A 17,162-nucleotide genomic window follows, 5' to 3' on the forward strand; every position below is an offset into this window, starting at 1 on the left:
CAACCGTTATATACACCGTATAATAGATATAAAAAAATGAGGAGGCACGATAATGCTAGGGATCATAACCGTTGTGCTGATTTTTTCCATCCCTATAATCGCCATACTGACAAGCCATTTCGAAAAACAGTCAAAGACCAAACACAATATGCTAAAGGTTGAATTGGAACTAGAAAAACTTAAACATGAAAATTTTCTTATGGAGACGGAAAAAATGAGGCTGGAACTGGATCAGATGAAAGTCGAACAAAAAAGAGACGAGCCAAGGTTACTTTAATCAAGTAACGTTGGTTCGTCTTTTTTTATGGGTATTTTGCCGTTTTAAAAACCTCCCGCCCATCATAAGAATTACAAGTAAGGCCGTTTTAATGGATATATTGATCGCCCACAAGAAGGTCTGACAGCACCTTTGTCGGAATGATGAACTCGACGGCCCCCATATATCCCGGCGCAGCTTCATAGCTGTTAAAGGCGATGACTAGCTTGCCATCTTCGTTTATATAAAAGTTTTGGTTTTCATCGATGCCTTTAAATGCAGTAAGGTCATCATCTTCAACCCAATATACCTTTTCCGGATCTTCTGCCATCTGCCTCTTCATCTGTTCTTTGATGTTCTCACTGATCACCTGAAGATAACGATCATCTTTAAATAAGCTATTTAATGTTAATAGCACTTCATTTTTCTTGTCGACTGTATCGAATTGACTTTCTGTAGAACTGGAAGCAGAAATCTTATCCGTATAACGCTGTACGGATAAGATCGTTTCATTATCCGTCAATATCACATATCCGCTTTCCACGGACATATTGCCCTTTTCCCCTTCCTTCAGTTTTGACATGGAGTCCGTGAATTCCTTATAAAGCTGCTTGCTTTCCGATAAGTATTTCTCATTCAAGCTATCTTCGAGCTGTTTATTCTCCAGACCGGATATGGCAGGTGTTTTGATTACTGCCGAGGAATTATTCGCTTCTTCTTTCCATTCGACGAAGGTAATCACTTTGATGACCTTATCGACTATCGGGATTTCACTCATGGCTTTCGCCGCTGCCGGACTGATGTTTACGGAAGCTGTCACGATCAGAAGCGCTGCAGCCGCTGACATGAGGATATTCCTGCCAACCCTTGGCTTCTTCCTGGGCTTTTCATTCAAGGCAGCTTGTACGACATCATTCAATTCCTTTGGTATCGGTGTTTTCAGATATTCTTCCCGCAGATCTTTTAGTTTTTTTTCCATCTTTTCGTTTCCTCCCGTTCAGTCATGTTGATTCGCAATAGTTGCAGCGCTTTATATAATCTCGTTTTAATCGTGCTTACGTTCTCTTCCATCACTGCAGCTATCTCTTCCAGCTTCAGGTCCTCGAAGAAACGGAGAACGACTACCGTTTTGTACTTGACCGAAAGACCTTCAAGGGCCTTTTGCAAATCCAGGTCAGGATAGTGATCTTCCTCACCGCTGCGTAAGTATTCTATTGTTTCGTCATCTGCGACGGTCAGTTTCTTTTTCTTCCGCAAAACATCCAGTGCCGTTCGGACGATGATCTTATATAACCAACTATCTATAGAAGCAGCGTCTTTGATTTTGCTGCTGGAGACCAGCGCTTTCCTGATTGATTCCTGCACGATATCAAGCGCATCCTCTTGGTTTTTAACATAGTAAAAAGCAAGTCTGTACAAATTTTCTTGCCGTTCGGTTATCCGGGCCGCGATTAATTGATTCATATCTAGATTTTTCATTGCATGAAAGAGCTCCTTACATTTAAATTACGTATCCTGGGTACAAAGGATAGACGTTTGTGCACCCATAAAAGTTTGAAAATGAACAAGGAAATATATAAATATAAAAAAATGAAATTTTTTACAAACTTTTAAGGCTTTTGGCGCGTCTATATAGTAGAATGATTATCGAGGTGGAGTGCATCATGAGTAAATTAAATTATAAAAAAGTCTTTATTTTTCTATTTTGTTTAACAGCTGCTGTGGGAACGTTGGGGTTAGCCATCAAAAGCCTTGCTTTTGATAAGAAAAGAACCGTTTCGGCCTATACGACTGATGAAAATTACCCAGAAGCCGATATTCAAACGTATGTGAAAGATAATACGAAAGGCGGGTATTCAGCCAGCAGGCCCGTTCTGCATTTGGATAATATCGACAAACAGCTAGAAGCCTACATAAAGAAAGAAATTAAGGATTATGAAAAGAAATGGAAAGCATCCGACGGAAAATCTTCCGAGCTTAACCTCACTTATACGATCCTCCATTTCAGCAAACAGACCATTACGATTTCCTTCGATAAATATGAGCAAGTGGAAGGAAAGAAACAGTCTGGATCCCAGATCTTCACTTATGATATTCCATCTCAGCAAAAGCTCTCCATAGAAGACATCTTTGCCACGGATACTGATTATTTATCCGTTTTATCCGATATTGTTTTTGAAGAGTTAACGGAGAAGGAAGAAGAAGGCATTTCAAACAGTCTCATTAAAAAGGAAAACAAACTGAAGGCAGCCAACTTCAATTCTTTTTCAGTCTTGAAAAATACGCTTGTATTCTACGTTAAGACTGATGATTCAACTAAGACCCATACAATAGCCATCAAGAAGGAACTTTTTAAAGATAGTTTGCTAGATTCCTATCAAAGTCAAGATTTGAATGCGGATCGTGTAAAGGAATGGCAGCCGAAGCATATCGTCGCCAAACTGCCCGTGCAAAATGAATGGATCGACCCTTCAAAAAAGGTCATTGCCTTGACGTTCGATGACGGTCCGCATCCAAGTTATACCATGTCCATTCTTAAAGACCTGAACAAGTATGATGGACACGCGACGTTTTTCGTGCTTGGAAGCCGCGTACAGCACTATCCGGAAGTTCTGCAAAAAATGCTGCAGCAAGGAAATGAGATCGGCAACCATTCATGGGATCATCCGCAGCTGACGCGCTTAAGCAAGAACAAAATCAAAAGTCAAATCGAAAAGACCCAAGACGCTGTAGAAAAAGCTACAGGTGCTGAGCCAAATCTCGTCCGTCCCCCATATGGAGCGATTAACAATAATGTGCGCGAATACATGGAGGATATGGAAGTCACACTTTGGGATGTCGATCCCGAAGATTGGAAAGAACGGAATGAAAAGAAAATCATAAACAAAGTGATGAGCAAAGCCAAAGATGGCAGTATCATATTAATGCATGATATCTATCAAACTAGCGCCCAGGCTGCAGGAAAAATCATCAAGCAACTGCATGACCAAGGATATCAACTGGTCACAATTTCTGAATTGGAAAAGGTACAGAAAGATCGTGAACTTTCCGGAATCACCATAAATGAATAATCAAAAGGAAAGAGCCTGTTTCGTGATTCGCAAACAGGCTCTTTCCTTTCAAATAAAATAAGCAGACCTTTGATCATATAGCAAAGGTCTGCTCATTTTATCATTCACCAAGATCTACATTATGATAAACTTGTTGAACATCTTCCAAATCTTCCAATGCATCAATCATTTTTTCGAATTGTGCTTGAGCATCTTCTGGAAGGGTTAGGTCATTTTGGGCAAGCATCGTCAGTTCGGCCACTGTAAAATCGCTGATTCCTGCATCCTTGAATGCTTGTTGTACAGCATGGAATTGTTCAGGTTCGGCATAAACGATGACACTTTCTTCTTCTTCAATGATGTCTCGTACATCAACATCCGCTTCCATTAACAGTTCAAGAACATCATCAGCCGTCTTACCTTCAATCCCGATGACAGCCGTTGCATCGAACATATAAGCAACAGATCCGCTGACACCCATATTCCCGCCATTTTTCCCAAATGCGGCACGCACATCAGATGCCGTCCGGTTCACGTTGTTTGTCAATGCATCCACAATGACCATTGAACCATTCGGACCGAATCCTTCATAACGAAGTTCGTCATAGTTTTCTTCCGAACCGCCTTTGGCTTTTTCAATCGCACGGTCAATGATCGCTCTTGGAACATTGTACGTTTTCGCACGCTCAAGTACGACCCTTAATGCCTGATTGGACTCTGGATCTGGTTCACCTTGTTTTGCCACTACATATATTTCCCGTCCGAACTTAGCATAAATCCGACTAGTATTAGCATCTTTTGACGCTTTTTTTTCTTTAATGTTATTCCACTTACGACCCATTATATTCCACTCTCTTTCATCATTGATATATACGAATAGATTATTAAGATACGGCCCTATGAGAAAACCCACCAGGGGAATTCCATTGAAGATAGGCTATACGTTTACTAGATTATATTATACATCAATTGTATAATTTTGAAAAAGTCCTGCACATCCATCACAGGCATTTATCGAAGCCTTTCGCTATTTTATATGAAATGCTTTGGAAAACATAAGTAGTGGTATAGTATGAAGTGATCGGAAAGGAGAGATGATCCATGAAGGACAACCAAATCATCATCGGGATACCCGGTAAATGGAAGGACCGGACAGAATTGATTAAAACGGTCGCTTCCCAAAGCGAAGGGTATCTGTTAGCCGGGAATGTTTTTCATAACAGCGATAAGAACATTACTTTTCAGGCGGAGATCCATGAATATGAACCCACTTTGAAAGAGAGCTTTTCCTACGCCAGTAAAGACGCCTTTTCGGAGAATGCATTAGAGGAAATCAATGACCATACCTTTACCGTTTATATAATAGCCGATGTATCCGATACCGGAACTGTTATCGATTTGATCGATGCGGGGGCAGCGATCCTAAGGGCAGGCGGAATGGCAGTGAAAATAGAAACGGCTGGAATTGCCCATTCAAAGGGAGATTGGCAGCATCTTCATCATAGCCCGGATATTCTCTCGGTATATGCTCATTTTGTCACGATTATCGGAGAGGAAGATTATTATTGTTCATTCGGAATGAAGGCTTTTGGTCTTCCGGATGCCGTGACACTTAACACAATGAGTCCGAAAGAGGCGGCTGCCCTGCTTAACACATTTAATTATTATCATTTAGGTGAACGTCCTCTCTTTAAGAATGGCGAAACCTTTAGCATTCAACAAGATTCACCAGACTTTATATTGACGGGCCTTCAGGACTTTAGATATGAAGAAGACCATCCCTTCTACAACCCGTTTGGATTATGGAATTTAGGGACAAGTAAATAGAGGGGCGATTCGCTCCCCCAGACTGTAGATAAATTCGTCTAAAGCGAGTTTGCCTGCAGTTTTTTTATTTGAAAAATGCTCCAGTTGATTTCAGAAATCCGCTCCCTTTCCGCCGACTGTCTGCCAAGCCTCCTCGGCGCAAGCGCCTGTGGGGTCTCGGCTAGCCAGTTATTCGGCAGGAGTGTCGCATATTTCTTCAATCCAATAAGGATTACAGTAAAAAAACATCAAGGATAATCTAGTCATGTTTTAATATCATGGTTGGAGATGGGACCGTTTCGAACCTCCTTTTGTCGACAAACTCAAAGGAAAGCAAGTTTTGCCTGCAGTTTTTTTATTTAAAAACGTTCCAGTTGATTTCAGAAATCCGCTCCCTTTCCGCCGACTGTCTGCCAAGCTCATCAAAGCAAACGCCTGTGGAGTCTCGGCTAGCCAGTTATTCGGCAGGAGTGTCGTATATTTCTTCAATCCAATAAGGATTACAGTAAAAAAACATCAAGGATAATCTAGTCTTGTTTTAAAATAATGGTTCGAAATGAGAACGTTCCGGACCGCCCGCGGAAAGCGAGTGCCTGGAGAGGAAATCAACGACCTAGTCTTACTCATCGTCCGGGATGAGACCATCCCTCCCCCCTTTTGACGACAAACTGAGAGGAGTAATTCGCTCCTCCATTTTTATTTTTCAACCGAGTTTTTGACGCCTTTCTTCTTCATGTTCCTTCTTCACAAGGGACATGCCGCTCGCTTGGTATTTGAGGATCTTTTGAATGACCGTGCCGAGATGCGCTCCAGCTTCAACCGGGGGAATTCCTCCTTTATGAATGTTGGAGATGACCATCCTCTCTGCTTCAATCGTGCCCAAACGTGGTTTATAGCAAATATAAGCGCTCAATGATTCAGCACTGACTAGACCAGGCCGTTCACCGATCAACAGGACAATGACCTCAGGTCCAAGGATTTCACCGATATCATCCATCACGGCAACCCGGCCCTTTTCAATATAAAAAGGTGTACCCGTATCCAGACTTGCCACTGCCAAAGATTGTTTGAAAGATAAATAGACATCCTCCACATTTTCTTCGATCGCCTTGGCACTTAAGCCATCGGAAATGATGATTTGAACCGTTGGGGCCTTTATGCATTTGGCTTCTATCAACCGCTTTGCTTCATCCGAAAGCTTCCTGCCATAATCCGGACGCCGTAAATAGACTTCCTTATCAGCGGCCCTCGTTTTCACCTTGAATAAATCCAAGCGTTTCAAAAGAATATCACTGACTTCACCATATACAGCATCGACGGCCGCCGCATGGTCAAAACGAAATTTCAGCCAAGAATTCGTTTTCGGCCGGGTCCCTGACCTGCCCACCCCTATCCGCGCAGGGGTTTTCGCCATCAAGGCATCCAATTCTTCCTTATTATTCATTCCCATATCATCCACTCCTAATGGTTAAATATAGTTGGATCACCGGCACGCTTCGTTAATTTTCCATTCTCCATAATCCCCATCTTCTCCAGCCAGGCTTCATATAATGGGGCAGGCCGCTTATCCATCGTTTGCCTTAAAGTCGCTATATCATGATAACTCAAAGACTGATAGTTTAACATGCAGTCATCCCCCATCGGAGTTGCGATGATGAAATTCACGCCAGCCGCCGTTAAAAGTACACCCAAGTCCTCGATATCATTTTGATCCGCTTTCATATGATTCGTATAGCAAATATCCACACCCATCGGCAGTCCATGCATTTTTCCCATGAAATGATCTTCTAACCCGGCGCGGATGACCTGCTTGCTGTTATATAGATATTCAGGTCCGATGAATCCGACGACCGTATTGACAATGTACGGATCAAAATAGCGGGCAAATCCATAGTTCCTGGCTTCAAGCGTCACCTGATCGATTCCGAAATGCGCTTCAGCCGATAACTCGGAGCCTTGCCCCGTTTCAAAATAAAGATGCTGCGGGCCTGTGCCGGTCCCATAGGCCTTCGCGACCTCATTAGCTTCTTCGAGCAATTGTACGTTAATTCCAAAAGAGCGATTGGCCGTTTCCGTTCCGGCGATGCTTTGAAAAATCATATCGGCAGGCGCACCCTGCTGTACGGCCTTGATTTGCGTGGTCACATGCGCAAGCACACAATTTTGGGTCGGGATGTTCCACTTTTGGATGACATCCTGTGTCGCATGAAGCAGCCGCTTTACGCTTTCGACCGAATCATCGACAGGGTTAATTCCAATGAGTGCATCCCCGACTCCATAGGAGAGTCCTTCTTTTAAAGAAGCCAGCATGCCATCGACATTGTCGGTCGGGTGGTTAGGCTGAAGGCGCGAAGCAAGCGTTCCTTTGTATCCGATCGTGCTATTATTCTTGGTGAGCACTTCGATTTTATTGGCTGCATGGATAAGGTCGAGGTTCGACATTAACTTGGCTGACGCAGCAATCATTTCACTATTCAATCCCCTGCTTAATCGCTTTAAATCCTCGCCGGTCGTTTCGTCACTCAAAATATATTCACGCAGCTCGGCAACGCTCCAGTTCTTCACGGATTGATAGATGGTTCCATTGATGAGACCATCTATGATCCGCGACACCTCATCCTCTTCCGGGGAGAGCAGGGGATAGTTCCTGATGTCTGCCAAGGTCAATTCGCTAAGCACCGCTTTCGCCGCAATCCGTTCTTGGACCGAATCTGCTGCAATTCCAGCAAGCCTATCTCCTGATTTCTCTTCATTCGCTTTGGCCATGACTTCTTTCAACGATTTGAACTGATGGATTTCCCCAAAGTATTGAGTGGATAATTTCATCGTATAATCCTCCTTTTCCTAACTGTGAAAGGTTAGCGTTTTAACTACAACCGGAACGACCCCTGTCCGCAGCAGCCTTCCTATATCTAAATAATCACCATGTTCCACTTCTGTCTGATCAATGCAGATGACCGGCAGATCCGGTTGGTTCGCTAGAATGGTTTGACCAAGTGCCTTCCCATAATCACTATCCATGACAATGATCAGAGGCTGCAGCCAATTCGGTTTTTGCATCAAAGCCTCGGTAAAAGCGACTGCGAGCTGGTGAATGTCCCGAAATGATTGATAAGGTAAATTCGTTAAATAAAAGGCAAAATTCAGCCCCTCCTGCAAGGCGTCGTATATCGTGATCGCATCCTGAACAGCATGTGCCATTCTCGCGGTTACATCATCAATCACCTCATGAAAATCGATCCGATAGACCGGGATATTGCGAACGGGCAGATGAGCATCATTCACCTCAATGGTCGCACCGCTTATTTCAGTCGTATGTGCGCCTGCTCCAAGGACAGTCGCCCGAACCGTTTCAACGGGCTGTTCCCACTCCCATGCTGCCAATTCTTCATTTTCCTTAATAGAGGCGGCAAGCATCATGCCGATATCCCGGAAGCTTTTGTCCTCCCGTTCTTGATGATAGATGCAATCACTGACGCCTCCCGAGAACATCAACACATCGATTCGCCCTTCCCATGATGGCTCCTTCCCCACTAAAAGAAGTTCATCTTCTTTTGTGAATGAACCAGCCAAAAACCTCGAAAGCACCTTCGCCATTTCATTTGTAATCATTGCCCCATCACCGTTCATAGGAGAGAGCCCCTTTGATTTCAGCCATTTCCCTAATGAAGGGGCAACCTTCACCTTCGCTCCCTCCCACTCCACCAAACGGCCTCCTATATGCAGTGTGCAAGTTCCGCAAAGCATGCCGGAACGGTATACGGCAATATTCGCCGTTCCCCCGCCAATGTCTATGTTCGCTACAGTCTTCCTTGTCTTTATGGAATGTTGATGGGCACCCGATCCCTTGGCGGCAATGATTCCCTCCAAGTCCGGACCGGCTGCCGCTACAAGGAATTCCCCCGCCGCTTTAGATAACCGGTAAACCATTTCTTCTGCATTTTGTTTCGTTGCCGTTTCCCCGGTAATGATGACAGCCCCTGTTTGTATGTTATCGATCGTGATCCCGGCTTGATGGTATTCACTTTCCACCATTCTTTGAACTGAAGGTATATCAATTACCGTATCGGATAAAAGCGGGGTCCTGAAAATGGGACTTCGATACAGAATTTTCTTTTCGGTAATTTCAATTTTTGGCACCTGTCCGCCACCCGCCACATTCCTAAGCGAAAGCTCGCTGATGACAAGTTTCGTCGTACTGGTGCCAATATCAATTCCTGCACTGATGATTCGTTCAACCTGTTCATTCATTAAAATCACACCCCAGTTTTACACCACTTGGATTTCATTGCTGTTTTCTTCCTCGTTTTTCGTTTTATATTCATTTACACCGATAATTCCTGCTTCACGATCCTTTTCCTCCAATTCCAAAGCTTTCGGAACGGACAGCCAGTAAGCAAGACCGATTCCAATCGCTCCGGCAGATAGCTTGCCGACAATGATCGGCAATATCAAGGAGGGCTGAAAGTTGGCTGTGAATGATAAATGATCCCCTAATAGGAAGGCCGCACACACGGCGAAGGAAATGTTTATGACCTTATCCTTCGGCGGCATATCTTTAACAAGTTTGAACATCGCTAATATATTGGCTACCGTGGCTAATATCCCTGCACTCCCCGCTTTGCTCAGCCCGATTTTGCCGCCCATCGCTTCAAGCGGCTTGCCTGCGTATTTTTGAATCAGGTAAATCATTGGAAAAGCACCTGCCAGCATTATCCCGATATACCCCGCCGTTTCCAGGGCACGGAACTGGTCTGCCTTATCCGCCATGATCGGATGGAACCCCCAAACACCAAGTACATTGGAAAACAGTCCGGTGAAAATTTCCACGATTGAAAACACGAGTACAAGTTTGATCGCGGCATCCATTATTTTTCCAAACCACATGAAACCTTTGATCATCAAATCCGGCAGGAAATAAAGACCTAACGCGAGCAAGACCACAAAAATAAGAAGAGGGGAAAGATTCAGGGCAATTTTCAAATAGCTCAACGCGAATTCATATGTAGAATCCGCATTCGTGGAAATCACTTCTCGGATTTTCGAATTCGTTGCCACCACCAGCACGCTTGAGATAAAAGCGCCAATCGGAATCGTCAGGATTCCTGACATGACACCAAGTGCCATGTATTTATGATCACGCTTCTCCAGCATCGCAAGTCCCATTGGAATCGAGAATACAATCGTTGCCCCAGACATGAATCCGACAATCATCGCCATGATCCAGCCTTCATATGATTGCTGCAGCTCGGCTGCTAATTGGTAACCCCCCATATCCGTTGCCAAAATCGTTGTTGCGGCGAGGGCGGGATCTGCACCGATCGCAGCGAAAATCGGGCCGCATACTGTATCGATGAACCATGATAAATAAGGGATCGAGGCCATGATTCCAGCTGCCGGGATAAATATATGGCCAACGGTATGCAAGCCTTCCATGAACTGTTTGCCCAAGCCTTGCTCACTGTCTTTAATCGATGCAATAGCACCGACAACGGCACACACCATAATGATATAAATGACGAATTTACCAACCATCTCCATACATATTCCCCCTGAATTCCGATTTGATTTAGCCTTTCGTCTTTAAAAAAAGGGTATAAAAAAAGACGCCTATTATAGCCCAAACTTAGGTTGCTCGGCAGAAATTGCCTGCCTTCAACCAATTTGGTCCATCAAAGCGCCATTGCTTCATCTATTTACTTGTTTTTGATCATTTGCAATGATTCTACGTGCCACCGTCTCCATGGAAAGCTGCTTATCCATACTTAGCCTTCTCAGCTTATTGTAAGCGGTTTCCTCCGTTACATTCTTTCTTTTCATGATAATTCCTTTTGCCTTTTCAATGACTTTACGATTTGTGAGCGTTTCATCCAATTGAGCATTTCGTTCCTGATGCTTCTTTGTATTGGCTGCTTGCAGCAAAGCTATCTCCACCGCCGGAATCAAATTCGCCTCCGTAATTGGCTTTACAAGATATCCGACGATATTCGCGCGCTTCGCCTCGTCGATATATTCACGCTGGCTGAATGCAGTTAAAAGCAGGACCGGAATCTGAAAGGTATTGGATATCACATCACTAGCCTTAAGCCCATTCATTTTTGGCATTTTGATATCCATCAAAACGAGATCCGGCTGTAATGCATGTGCCAATTCAATCGCCTTCTCGCCGTTACGGGCATGTCCTACCACATCGAAGCCTGCATCCTTGAGCATGATCGTTATATCAAGCAGAACAATCGATTCATCCTCCACGACCAAAATCCTCTTGACCACTTCTCCCACCTACCTCTTGTATGGAAATCTTACAGAAGCCAGGGTACCTTCTTTAATCCGATGAATCGAAAACTCCCCATCCAAATCATTTTCCACCGTCATGCGGATGATATCCAGCCCTAAAGTTGGTTTCACTGCCGGTGAATATCCGATGCCATCATCTTTTACTTGAATTTCCAATTCAGGACCATCCTTTTGAAAGCATACGGTAATCTTACCTTCCGTCCCTTCCTTGAAAGCATGCTTCACACAATTATGAATGAGTTCATTCACAACCAGCGCGACAGAAATGCCAATGTCGGAATCAATGGAATGAAGCTCATCACCACTATATTCAATGCTCAGGCTTTGGCGGGCATGACCCTCCGTATGAACGATCATATCGCCAATTTTCCTAATAAGCTCCAGCAGGTCCACATGATCGACCTGACTGCTTGCCAAAATGATTTCATAAACCGACGATATGCTTAACACCCGATTCAAACTGACCAATAAATGGGGCTTGCTTTCTTCAGGGGCTCCTATCCTCATTTGCAGCCGAAGTAAACTGGCGACTGTCTGCAAATTATTCTTCACCCTATGATGAATTTCACGAATGGCCACTGACTTGCTAATCAGTTCTCTCTCTTTATCCCGCAGTTCTGTCAGGTCCCGGATGATGATGAACGTTTCATCGGAATTCTTGTTGCCCAAATGGAATTTCTTTATTTGGAAAATCTTTTTACCAATGTTCATTTCCTTCATTAAAATGTCCTCTTTTGAAGCAAGAACATCGGCAAAGCCAGGAAAATAATCGAAAATGGATTCACCTAAAACACAGTCCGTCATACATATATCCGATACTAGATTAATGGCAGGAGGATTCGTATAGACAAGCCGGTTTTGGTTATTAATCAGGAAAATGGACTCCTCGATAAATTCAGGAACTAAGGAATTTTGTTGATCTTGCCTATCAAACTGTTTTGAAGTTTCAGGTTCTTCGTGAATCACCTTTTCCATGATCAAAACGGCGATGACCCGATTGCATTCCCCCTTGATTGGAACGACACTTTGCTGAACCATTGCTCCCTCTTGAGTCAATGCCCGATTCACGAACATGTCCTTTCCGGTCCGCAATACATAAAATACTGCCGGTTCAAAAGCCTCATAGGCAAATTTTCCGACAACTGGATGATCATAAACCGATTTCACTGAATGTCCGCATGCCTCTGCGACGACAATCGCATGCTTCCCTTCAAGCACCGGACAATCGATAAACACATTCGCTTTATTCAAATTGGCTATCAACGACAAATTCGTTGATAGGTTTTCAAGAATCTGAATATCCTTGTCCAGTAAATGAGTATGCACCTCACATAATTCTCGGACAGTCATTGTCCGTTCCATAGGCAAAACCCCAATAAACGTTTATTCATGGATATTATTATTGATTATTATAGATACCACCCTTATTTTTGTCAATATTCAAAATATTCTTATGTAATGTATTCTAACACCGATATTTAAAACGATTGATTCACAGGCTTATCAATTCACTCGTGAAATAAACACCCATACACCAGCAAACTCTTTGACAGCTATATCAATAAACTTGCAACAGGAGGGAACCCAATTGGCCAGATCAGCCGTTAGATGTAGCACTGTAGAAATCTTTGTACAGTGAGCGATAAAAAAAATCCCCTTTTTTTAAAGAGGACATTTTTTCCTATGAGATTTAGTCTTTATCCCTGTTAATGTAGTCAGATTCCATGCATTACTCATGAATTTCACCTCTTCTGGTTATAGTAAAGAAGAAAATATCGGAGGAGGTACATTCCATGAAAAGTTCAAAGGAATTTGTTGAAAGCATTCAAGAGCAGCAGAAAAAGGAAGAAGGCAATTTCCGCCGTCAAGGCAACGGGAATCCCGCTCAGAAATTACCGAATAAAAAACATTAATGAGGCCCACCTTCAAAAGATCCCAGCCTTAACATAGGGCTGGGATTCTTTTCACTCCGATGTACTTTTTTTCTTCTTCATCTCTTCAATTTCTTTTGAGAATGTGTCTTCTATCTCATTTTTATTTCCATATAAAAAGAGGTTATCGCCTAATTTGATTTTATACTCATATAACTCTTTCCTGATTTTCACTTCTCCGCTTTCAATAAATAAGATATTGATGTCCGCTCCCTGTGATATGACATCAAAGGCTTTGACATCTATGAATTCAGAGTCCTCATAAATATCGATTTCCATGACCACGTCTTCATCTTCTAAAAAAAGGACCTCCTCTATCGGGTGTTCCCATAATTCATAATGATTGTACATTTCACTTTTCATCTTATTCGATATTCTATTATGCAGGAATGGAGATTTCACTAATACGACTAGAACCACCAGAATTCCTATAATGATGCTTAACTCCATCAAGCGCAGATCATCCATAAGCAATGTACTGATCGATGAAATGATAACAGCAAGCGAGAAAGCACCAAATAAAATTAAAAACATGCTTATTTTCCTTCGAATGGGATGATCAATGATGGATTTTGACTCGTCAGTTGTAAAACCAGTACCCGTCAGCATGGAGATAACCTGAAATCTGGCCACTGTGCTTTTTAATCCAGTCAATTTCAGCAAGGTAACCGATATTTCAATAACAAGAACGATGATTATAAAATAAAGCAGCATAAAAAGTAAATTCATCAAAACGATCACTTCCTCATTTATGGTTTACCCTAATCCCGCCAAAAGAATCGTATTCGTTCTTTCAAGTTTCCATCAATATATTCACTTACTTCAAATAACTTCCATTACAAAAAAACGCAGTAAGATCCATTGAATCCTATTGCGTTTTTTACTAATATTCTAATCAAATGCATTTGCCCGTTTTAAATGACGAGTGGGGGGAACTTCGTTTCTCATATGGTCTTCAGCAACAGTTTTTTTAACAGCGGTGTAAATTGCTCTGGCAATTCAGCTACACTCGGAATCATTAGGCGCTCTTTTCCATAGATGTTTTTCATCGTCAATTCTTCACTTTCCTCGATGCCTCCATCCGCTAAAAACAGGCCGATGACTTCTATGCCCTTTTTCCTGGCTTCCGAAACAGCAAGATGTGTATCAACAATGCCATTTTGATCATAATCGCTTGCTGCCGGCTCACCATCGGAAAACACGAGCAAGAACCGGTTCTTTTCCCGCCTTTTTTCCAATTCCATTGCGGCAACCCTGATACTGTATCCGTCCCTGTTGTCTTCCTCTGGTTCAAGCTGCATGATCTTAGCTCCTGAGTTTAGATAAAGAGAACCGGAATGGGACTGGATCACATGGAAGTAGTTCGGCTGATATCCTTCTCTCACTTCATTTGCATCTTCCCAAAATCCAACGATCGAGTGGGGGATCTTTAATTTTTTTAGTACTTCATGAAACAGGACGACCCCTCGTTTCGTTTCATCCATTTTGTTATGCATGGAAGCGGAGCAATCGATCAGCAATGTGAATACGGCATCCATTTCATTTGAATCCTGGTTCTTTTTATAAAAGACCCGAGGATTTTCTTCAAAAACAAGCGGCAGTAATTTCTTCGATAAGCGGCCAAAAACCAAATCTTTTCTTGGTGCGTTCTTTTTATTTTCCAGTGTCTTTTCAATTGTACTGGAGAGTTTTCTCTTGAACGGTTCGATATCCGCAACAAATTCACGGTAGCGTTTCTCTTCCGTAAGTGTTGGCATTTTGGCTTCCTTGATTACCTGAACGACGTCTTTGTTTTCTTCACCAAATGGATGTTCACCACTTTTGCCCATATTCGTTTGTTTCTTCTCCAGCGTTTCCTTCTGATTGTATTCCTTTTGTTTACTTTCCCCTGATGAACCCTGGATGGAAGCCAGTGCTTGGTCGGCATCTTCAGCTTCCCGTGCACCTCCGCCCATCAGACTTGTTTTCGTTCCCTGCTCCAATTCGAATTGAAGAAAAGTCGAATTACTCTCGCCGTTCTTATTCTCCCGGTGCCATGTCGAGAATTTTTCATCAATGAACTCACTTTTTTCTTCGTCTGCATCTTCTGTATCATCGTTTAACAGTTCATCATTTCTAGTCAGTTCATCAAACAAGGTATTTGCCTTATACTTTTCCACATTTGCAATGGGAAAGATGAAATATTCATTCATCGTATCCTCGTATCCATCGTTCACACGGAAAACGATTTGCTCGCAAATCCTCGTGATGTCACTGGTTTTAGTGGCTTCAAAGACAGAATGGATGAACGGCTTGAGTTTCTCCAGTTCTTCCAGCTGCCTTACATTGGCTCTTGGAAAAATCGGGTCAGGCCTGTCAGATTGAAGCAGTAAATATATGAGGCAGTATAATTCATCCAGTGCAAAACTTCTTGTGACATTCGTCGTCAATTGGCTTTCGAAATATTGTTTAAGGTAAGCCCCTCTTACCGAAAACCATTTTTTCGTGCCTGGCCTTTCCTTCTTCACCAATTCTTCCAATCGCAAGTCTTCCAGTAAAGCGAATAATTGGGCCGCAAACTTCGGAAGCGAACTTTCCCCGATGATATCCTGGTACTCCTTCATGCTCTGGATTGTTGAATGATGCAGCGTACCTATCGTCCTAAGGAGCACGTCCGTTTTCAGTCCCGCTTCCTTCACTTCCTTATTGCCATTTTCCCAAAAATGGCTGGCTGTGACCTTATTCTCGATCAGATCAATGAAGGAACCATAATTGTATTCGAATTCCAGCTCAGGAATGCCGGATAAAACAGTCGAGAGATCCTGCAGCTGTAAAAAAAGAGCCGTATCTATTATTGAATCATTGAAACGGATATACTTCATGAGGCATTCTCCTAGTTAGAATAATGTGTCAGCCAAGTTCTTCACAAACTCACGCTCCCGTTCCTCGTCCAACTTATCCACTATGGAACGAAGAATCGCCCGTTTCGGCGGGATCAACACACTCAGATCGCAAGCATCAAGCAAAGCCCTGATCGATGCCGCATCCTCAGCCACCTTCCCTTGATTCACGGCATTTATCAAATCACTCGACAGTTTAACGAACAATTCAATGCTTCTTGGATCCTTCAACTTTGTATTGGTTTCTATCAATTGCTTTAACTGCTCCCCTTCGATATAAGGAACTTCAATTACGACAAACCTATTTTTTAGCGCTTCATTCAGCGGCACTGTACCGACATACCCTTCGTTGATTGCAGCAATCACATTAAAGCCATCTTTTGCCGTTATGACTTCATTCGTGAACGGATTCGTTATTGTCCTTCTGTAATCAAGCACACCATTGATAAGCGGCAGAGTTTCCGGTTTTGCCATGTTGATTTCATCTATATATAGGAAGTGACCATGATTCATCGAATTGGTCACTGGTCCAGGTACGAATTCTATCACTTGTTTTTCCTCTTTGTAAGCCAACGTCTTGAAGCCCAATAAGCTTTCGGCATCCAAGTCGACTGAGCAGTTGACACTGAACATCGGCTGGTTGAATAAATTCGATAATGTCTCGGCAAACTTTGTCTTTCCAGCCCCTGTCGGACCCTTCAAAAGGATATTCTTCCCCATGCTTAAGGCAGTAATGGCATCCACCATCAGCTCCATCTCGGGAGGCAGATATCCGCCGCTCCTGATTAATTCCTCGAATTGAACAGGATTTTTTTTGCTTGCTTGTAATATATTTGCGATTTCTATTGGTAATCGATTGATCATTGTGTTCCTACACCCCTTTCTGAACATTTTAAGGCTCTTTCCCATTAAAAACAAACACTAAATCGAGTAGGAGGAGGCG

15 protein-coding genes and 1 pseudogene are annotated in these 17,162 nt (G+C 42.9%); 4 read left to right on the forward strand and 12 right to left on the reverse strand.

All coding sequences use genetic code 11. From position 1 onward, the window contains the following. Positions 1–52 precede the first annotated feature (52 nt). Positions 53–277 (forward strand): hypothetical protein, encoded by a 225-nt coding sequence (locus tag J7J00_RS09315; protein WP_214790108.1) that lies wholly within the window; start codon positions 53–55, stop codon positions 275–277. A gap of 88 nt (positions 278–365) precedes the next feature. Here the strand turns inward: J7J00_RS09315 and rsiV are convergent, their stop codons facing one another. Together rsiV and J7J00_RS09325 are read right to left on the reverse strand one after the other, a co-directional pair. Continuing rightward, the gene (rsiV, locus tag J7J00_RS09320; protein WP_141994584.1) at positions 366–1,235 is read right to left on the reverse strand and encodes an anti-sigma-V factor RsiV; all 870 of its coding nucleotides are present in this window, start codon (positions 1,233–1,235) and stop codon (positions 366–368) included. Continuing rightward, complete coding sequence (locus J7J00_RS09325; RefSeq protein ID WP_214790110.1) at positions 1,220–1,735, reverse strand: RNA polymerase sigma factor SigV; 516 nt, start codon at positions 1,733–1,735, stop codon at positions 1,220–1,222. Before J7J00_RS09325 ends, rsiV begins: the two co-directional genes overlap by 16 nt. Before the next feature lie 185 nt (positions 1,736–1,920). Here J7J00_RS09325 and J7J00_RS09330 point away from each other — a divergent pair, with 185 nt between their 5' ends. Continuing rightward, positions 1,921–3,327 carry a polysaccharide deacetylase family protein gene (locus tag J7J00_RS09330; RefSeq protein WP_214790112.1) on the forward strand — a complete coding sequence of 469 codons (1,407 nt, stop codon included), beginning with the start codon at positions 1,921–1,923 and terminating at the stop codon, positions 3,325–3,327. A gap of 100 nt (positions 3,328–3,427) precedes the next feature. Here the strand turns inward: J7J00_RS09330 and J7J00_RS09335 are convergent, their stop codons facing one another. Then, positions 3,428–4,147, reverse strand: a complete 720-nt coding sequence (locus J7J00_RS09335; RefSeq protein ID WP_053536610.1) for a YebC/PmpR family DNA-binding transcriptional regulator — start codon at positions 4,145–4,147, stop codon at positions 3,428–3,430. 260 nt (positions 4,148–4,407) lie between these two features. On the opposite strand from J7J00_RS09335, the gene J7J00_RS09340 reads away from it, so the two are divergent. Then, positions 4,408–5,133: a DUF4261 domain-containing protein gene (locus J7J00_RS09340; RefSeq protein WP_214790114.1), complete on the forward strand. Its 726-nt coding sequence runs from the start codon at positions 4,408–4,410 to the stop codon at positions 5,131–5,133. Between the two features lie 682 nt (positions 5,134–5,815). On the opposite strand, the pseudogene eutC reads toward J7J00_RS09340, so the two are convergent. The 6 genes and pseudogenes from eutC to J7J00_RS09370 all read right to left on the reverse strand — a co-directional run. Next, positions 5,816–6,541, reverse strand: a pseudogene (gene eutC, locus J7J00_RS09345) (ethanolamine ammonia-lyase subunit EutC); the annotation flags it as partial. 32 nt (positions 6,542–6,573) lie between these two features. Continuing rightward, the gene (locus J7J00_RS09350) at positions 6,574–7,938 is read right to left on the reverse strand and encodes an ethanolamine ammonia-lyase subunit EutB (RefSeq protein ID WP_214790119.1); all 1,365 of its coding nucleotides are present in this window, start codon (positions 7,936–7,938) and stop codon (positions 6,574–6,576) included. Between the two features lie 18 nt (positions 7,939–7,956). Beyond that, complete coding sequence (locus J7J00_RS09355; RefSeq protein WP_214790121.1) at positions 7,957–9,363, reverse strand: ethanolamine ammonia-lyase reactivating factor EutA; 1,407 nt, start codon at positions 9,361–9,363, stop codon at positions 7,957–7,959. Positions 9,364–9,381: 18 nt separating this feature from the next. Beyond that, the gene (gene eutH / locus J7J00_RS09360; RefSeq protein ID WP_214790123.1) at positions 9,382–10,653 is read right to left on the reverse strand and encodes an ethanolamine utilization protein EutH; all 1,272 of its coding nucleotides are present in this window, start codon (positions 10,651–10,653) and stop codon (positions 9,382–9,384) included. Between the two features lie 147 nt (positions 10,654–10,800). Further along, complete coding sequence (locus J7J00_RS09365) at positions 10,801–11,385, reverse strand: ANTAR domain-containing response regulator (protein ID WP_141994575.1); 585 nt, start codon at positions 11,383–11,385, stop codon at positions 10,801–10,803. A gap of 9 nt (positions 11,386–11,394) precedes the next feature. Further along, entirely contained in the window at positions 11,395–12,771 is a 1,377-nt protein-coding gene (locus J7J00_RS09370) for a sensor histidine kinase (protein ID WP_214790124.1), read from the reverse strand. A gap of 431 nt (positions 12,772–13,202) precedes the next feature. On the opposite strand from J7J00_RS09370, the gene J7J00_RS09375 reads away from it, so the two are divergent. Further along, positions 13,203–13,322: a DUF4023 family protein gene (locus tag J7J00_RS09375; protein WP_061465287.1), complete on the forward strand. Its 120-nt coding sequence runs from the start codon at positions 13,203–13,205 to the stop codon at positions 13,320–13,322. 51 nt (positions 13,323–13,373) lie between these two features. Here J7J00_RS09375 and J7J00_RS09380 read toward each other — a convergent pair whose 3' ends face one another. The 3 genes from J7J00_RS09380 to J7J00_RS09390 all read right to left on the reverse strand — a co-directional run bounded on the left by J7J00_RS09380 (position 13,374) and on the right by J7J00_RS09390 (position 17,083). Then, positions 13,374–14,069, reverse strand: coding sequence for a hypothetical protein (locus tag J7J00_RS09380; RefSeq protein ID WP_214790125.1), 696 nt, complete (start codon positions 14,067–14,069; stop codon positions 13,374–13,376). Positions 14,070–14,284: 215 nt separating this feature from the next. Next, positions 14,285–16,201 (reverse strand): vWA domain-containing protein, encoded by a 1,917-nt coding sequence (locus J7J00_RS09385; RefSeq protein ID WP_214790126.1) that lies wholly within the window; start codon positions 16,199–16,201, stop codon positions 14,285–14,287. A gap of 15 nt (positions 16,202–16,216) precedes the next feature. Next, the gene (locus tag J7J00_RS09390; protein ID WP_214790127.1) at positions 16,217–17,083 is read right to left on the reverse strand and encodes an ATP-binding protein; all 867 of its coding nucleotides are present in this window, start codon (positions 17,081–17,083) and stop codon (positions 16,217–16,219) included. Between the last annotated feature and the right edge of the window lie 79 nt (positions 17,084–17,162).

The organism is Bacillus sp. ISL-4, from assembly GCF_018613275.1.
Taxonomy (GTDB): Bacteria; Bacillota; Bacilli; order Bacillales; family DSM-1321; genus Peribacillus; species Peribacillus simplex_E.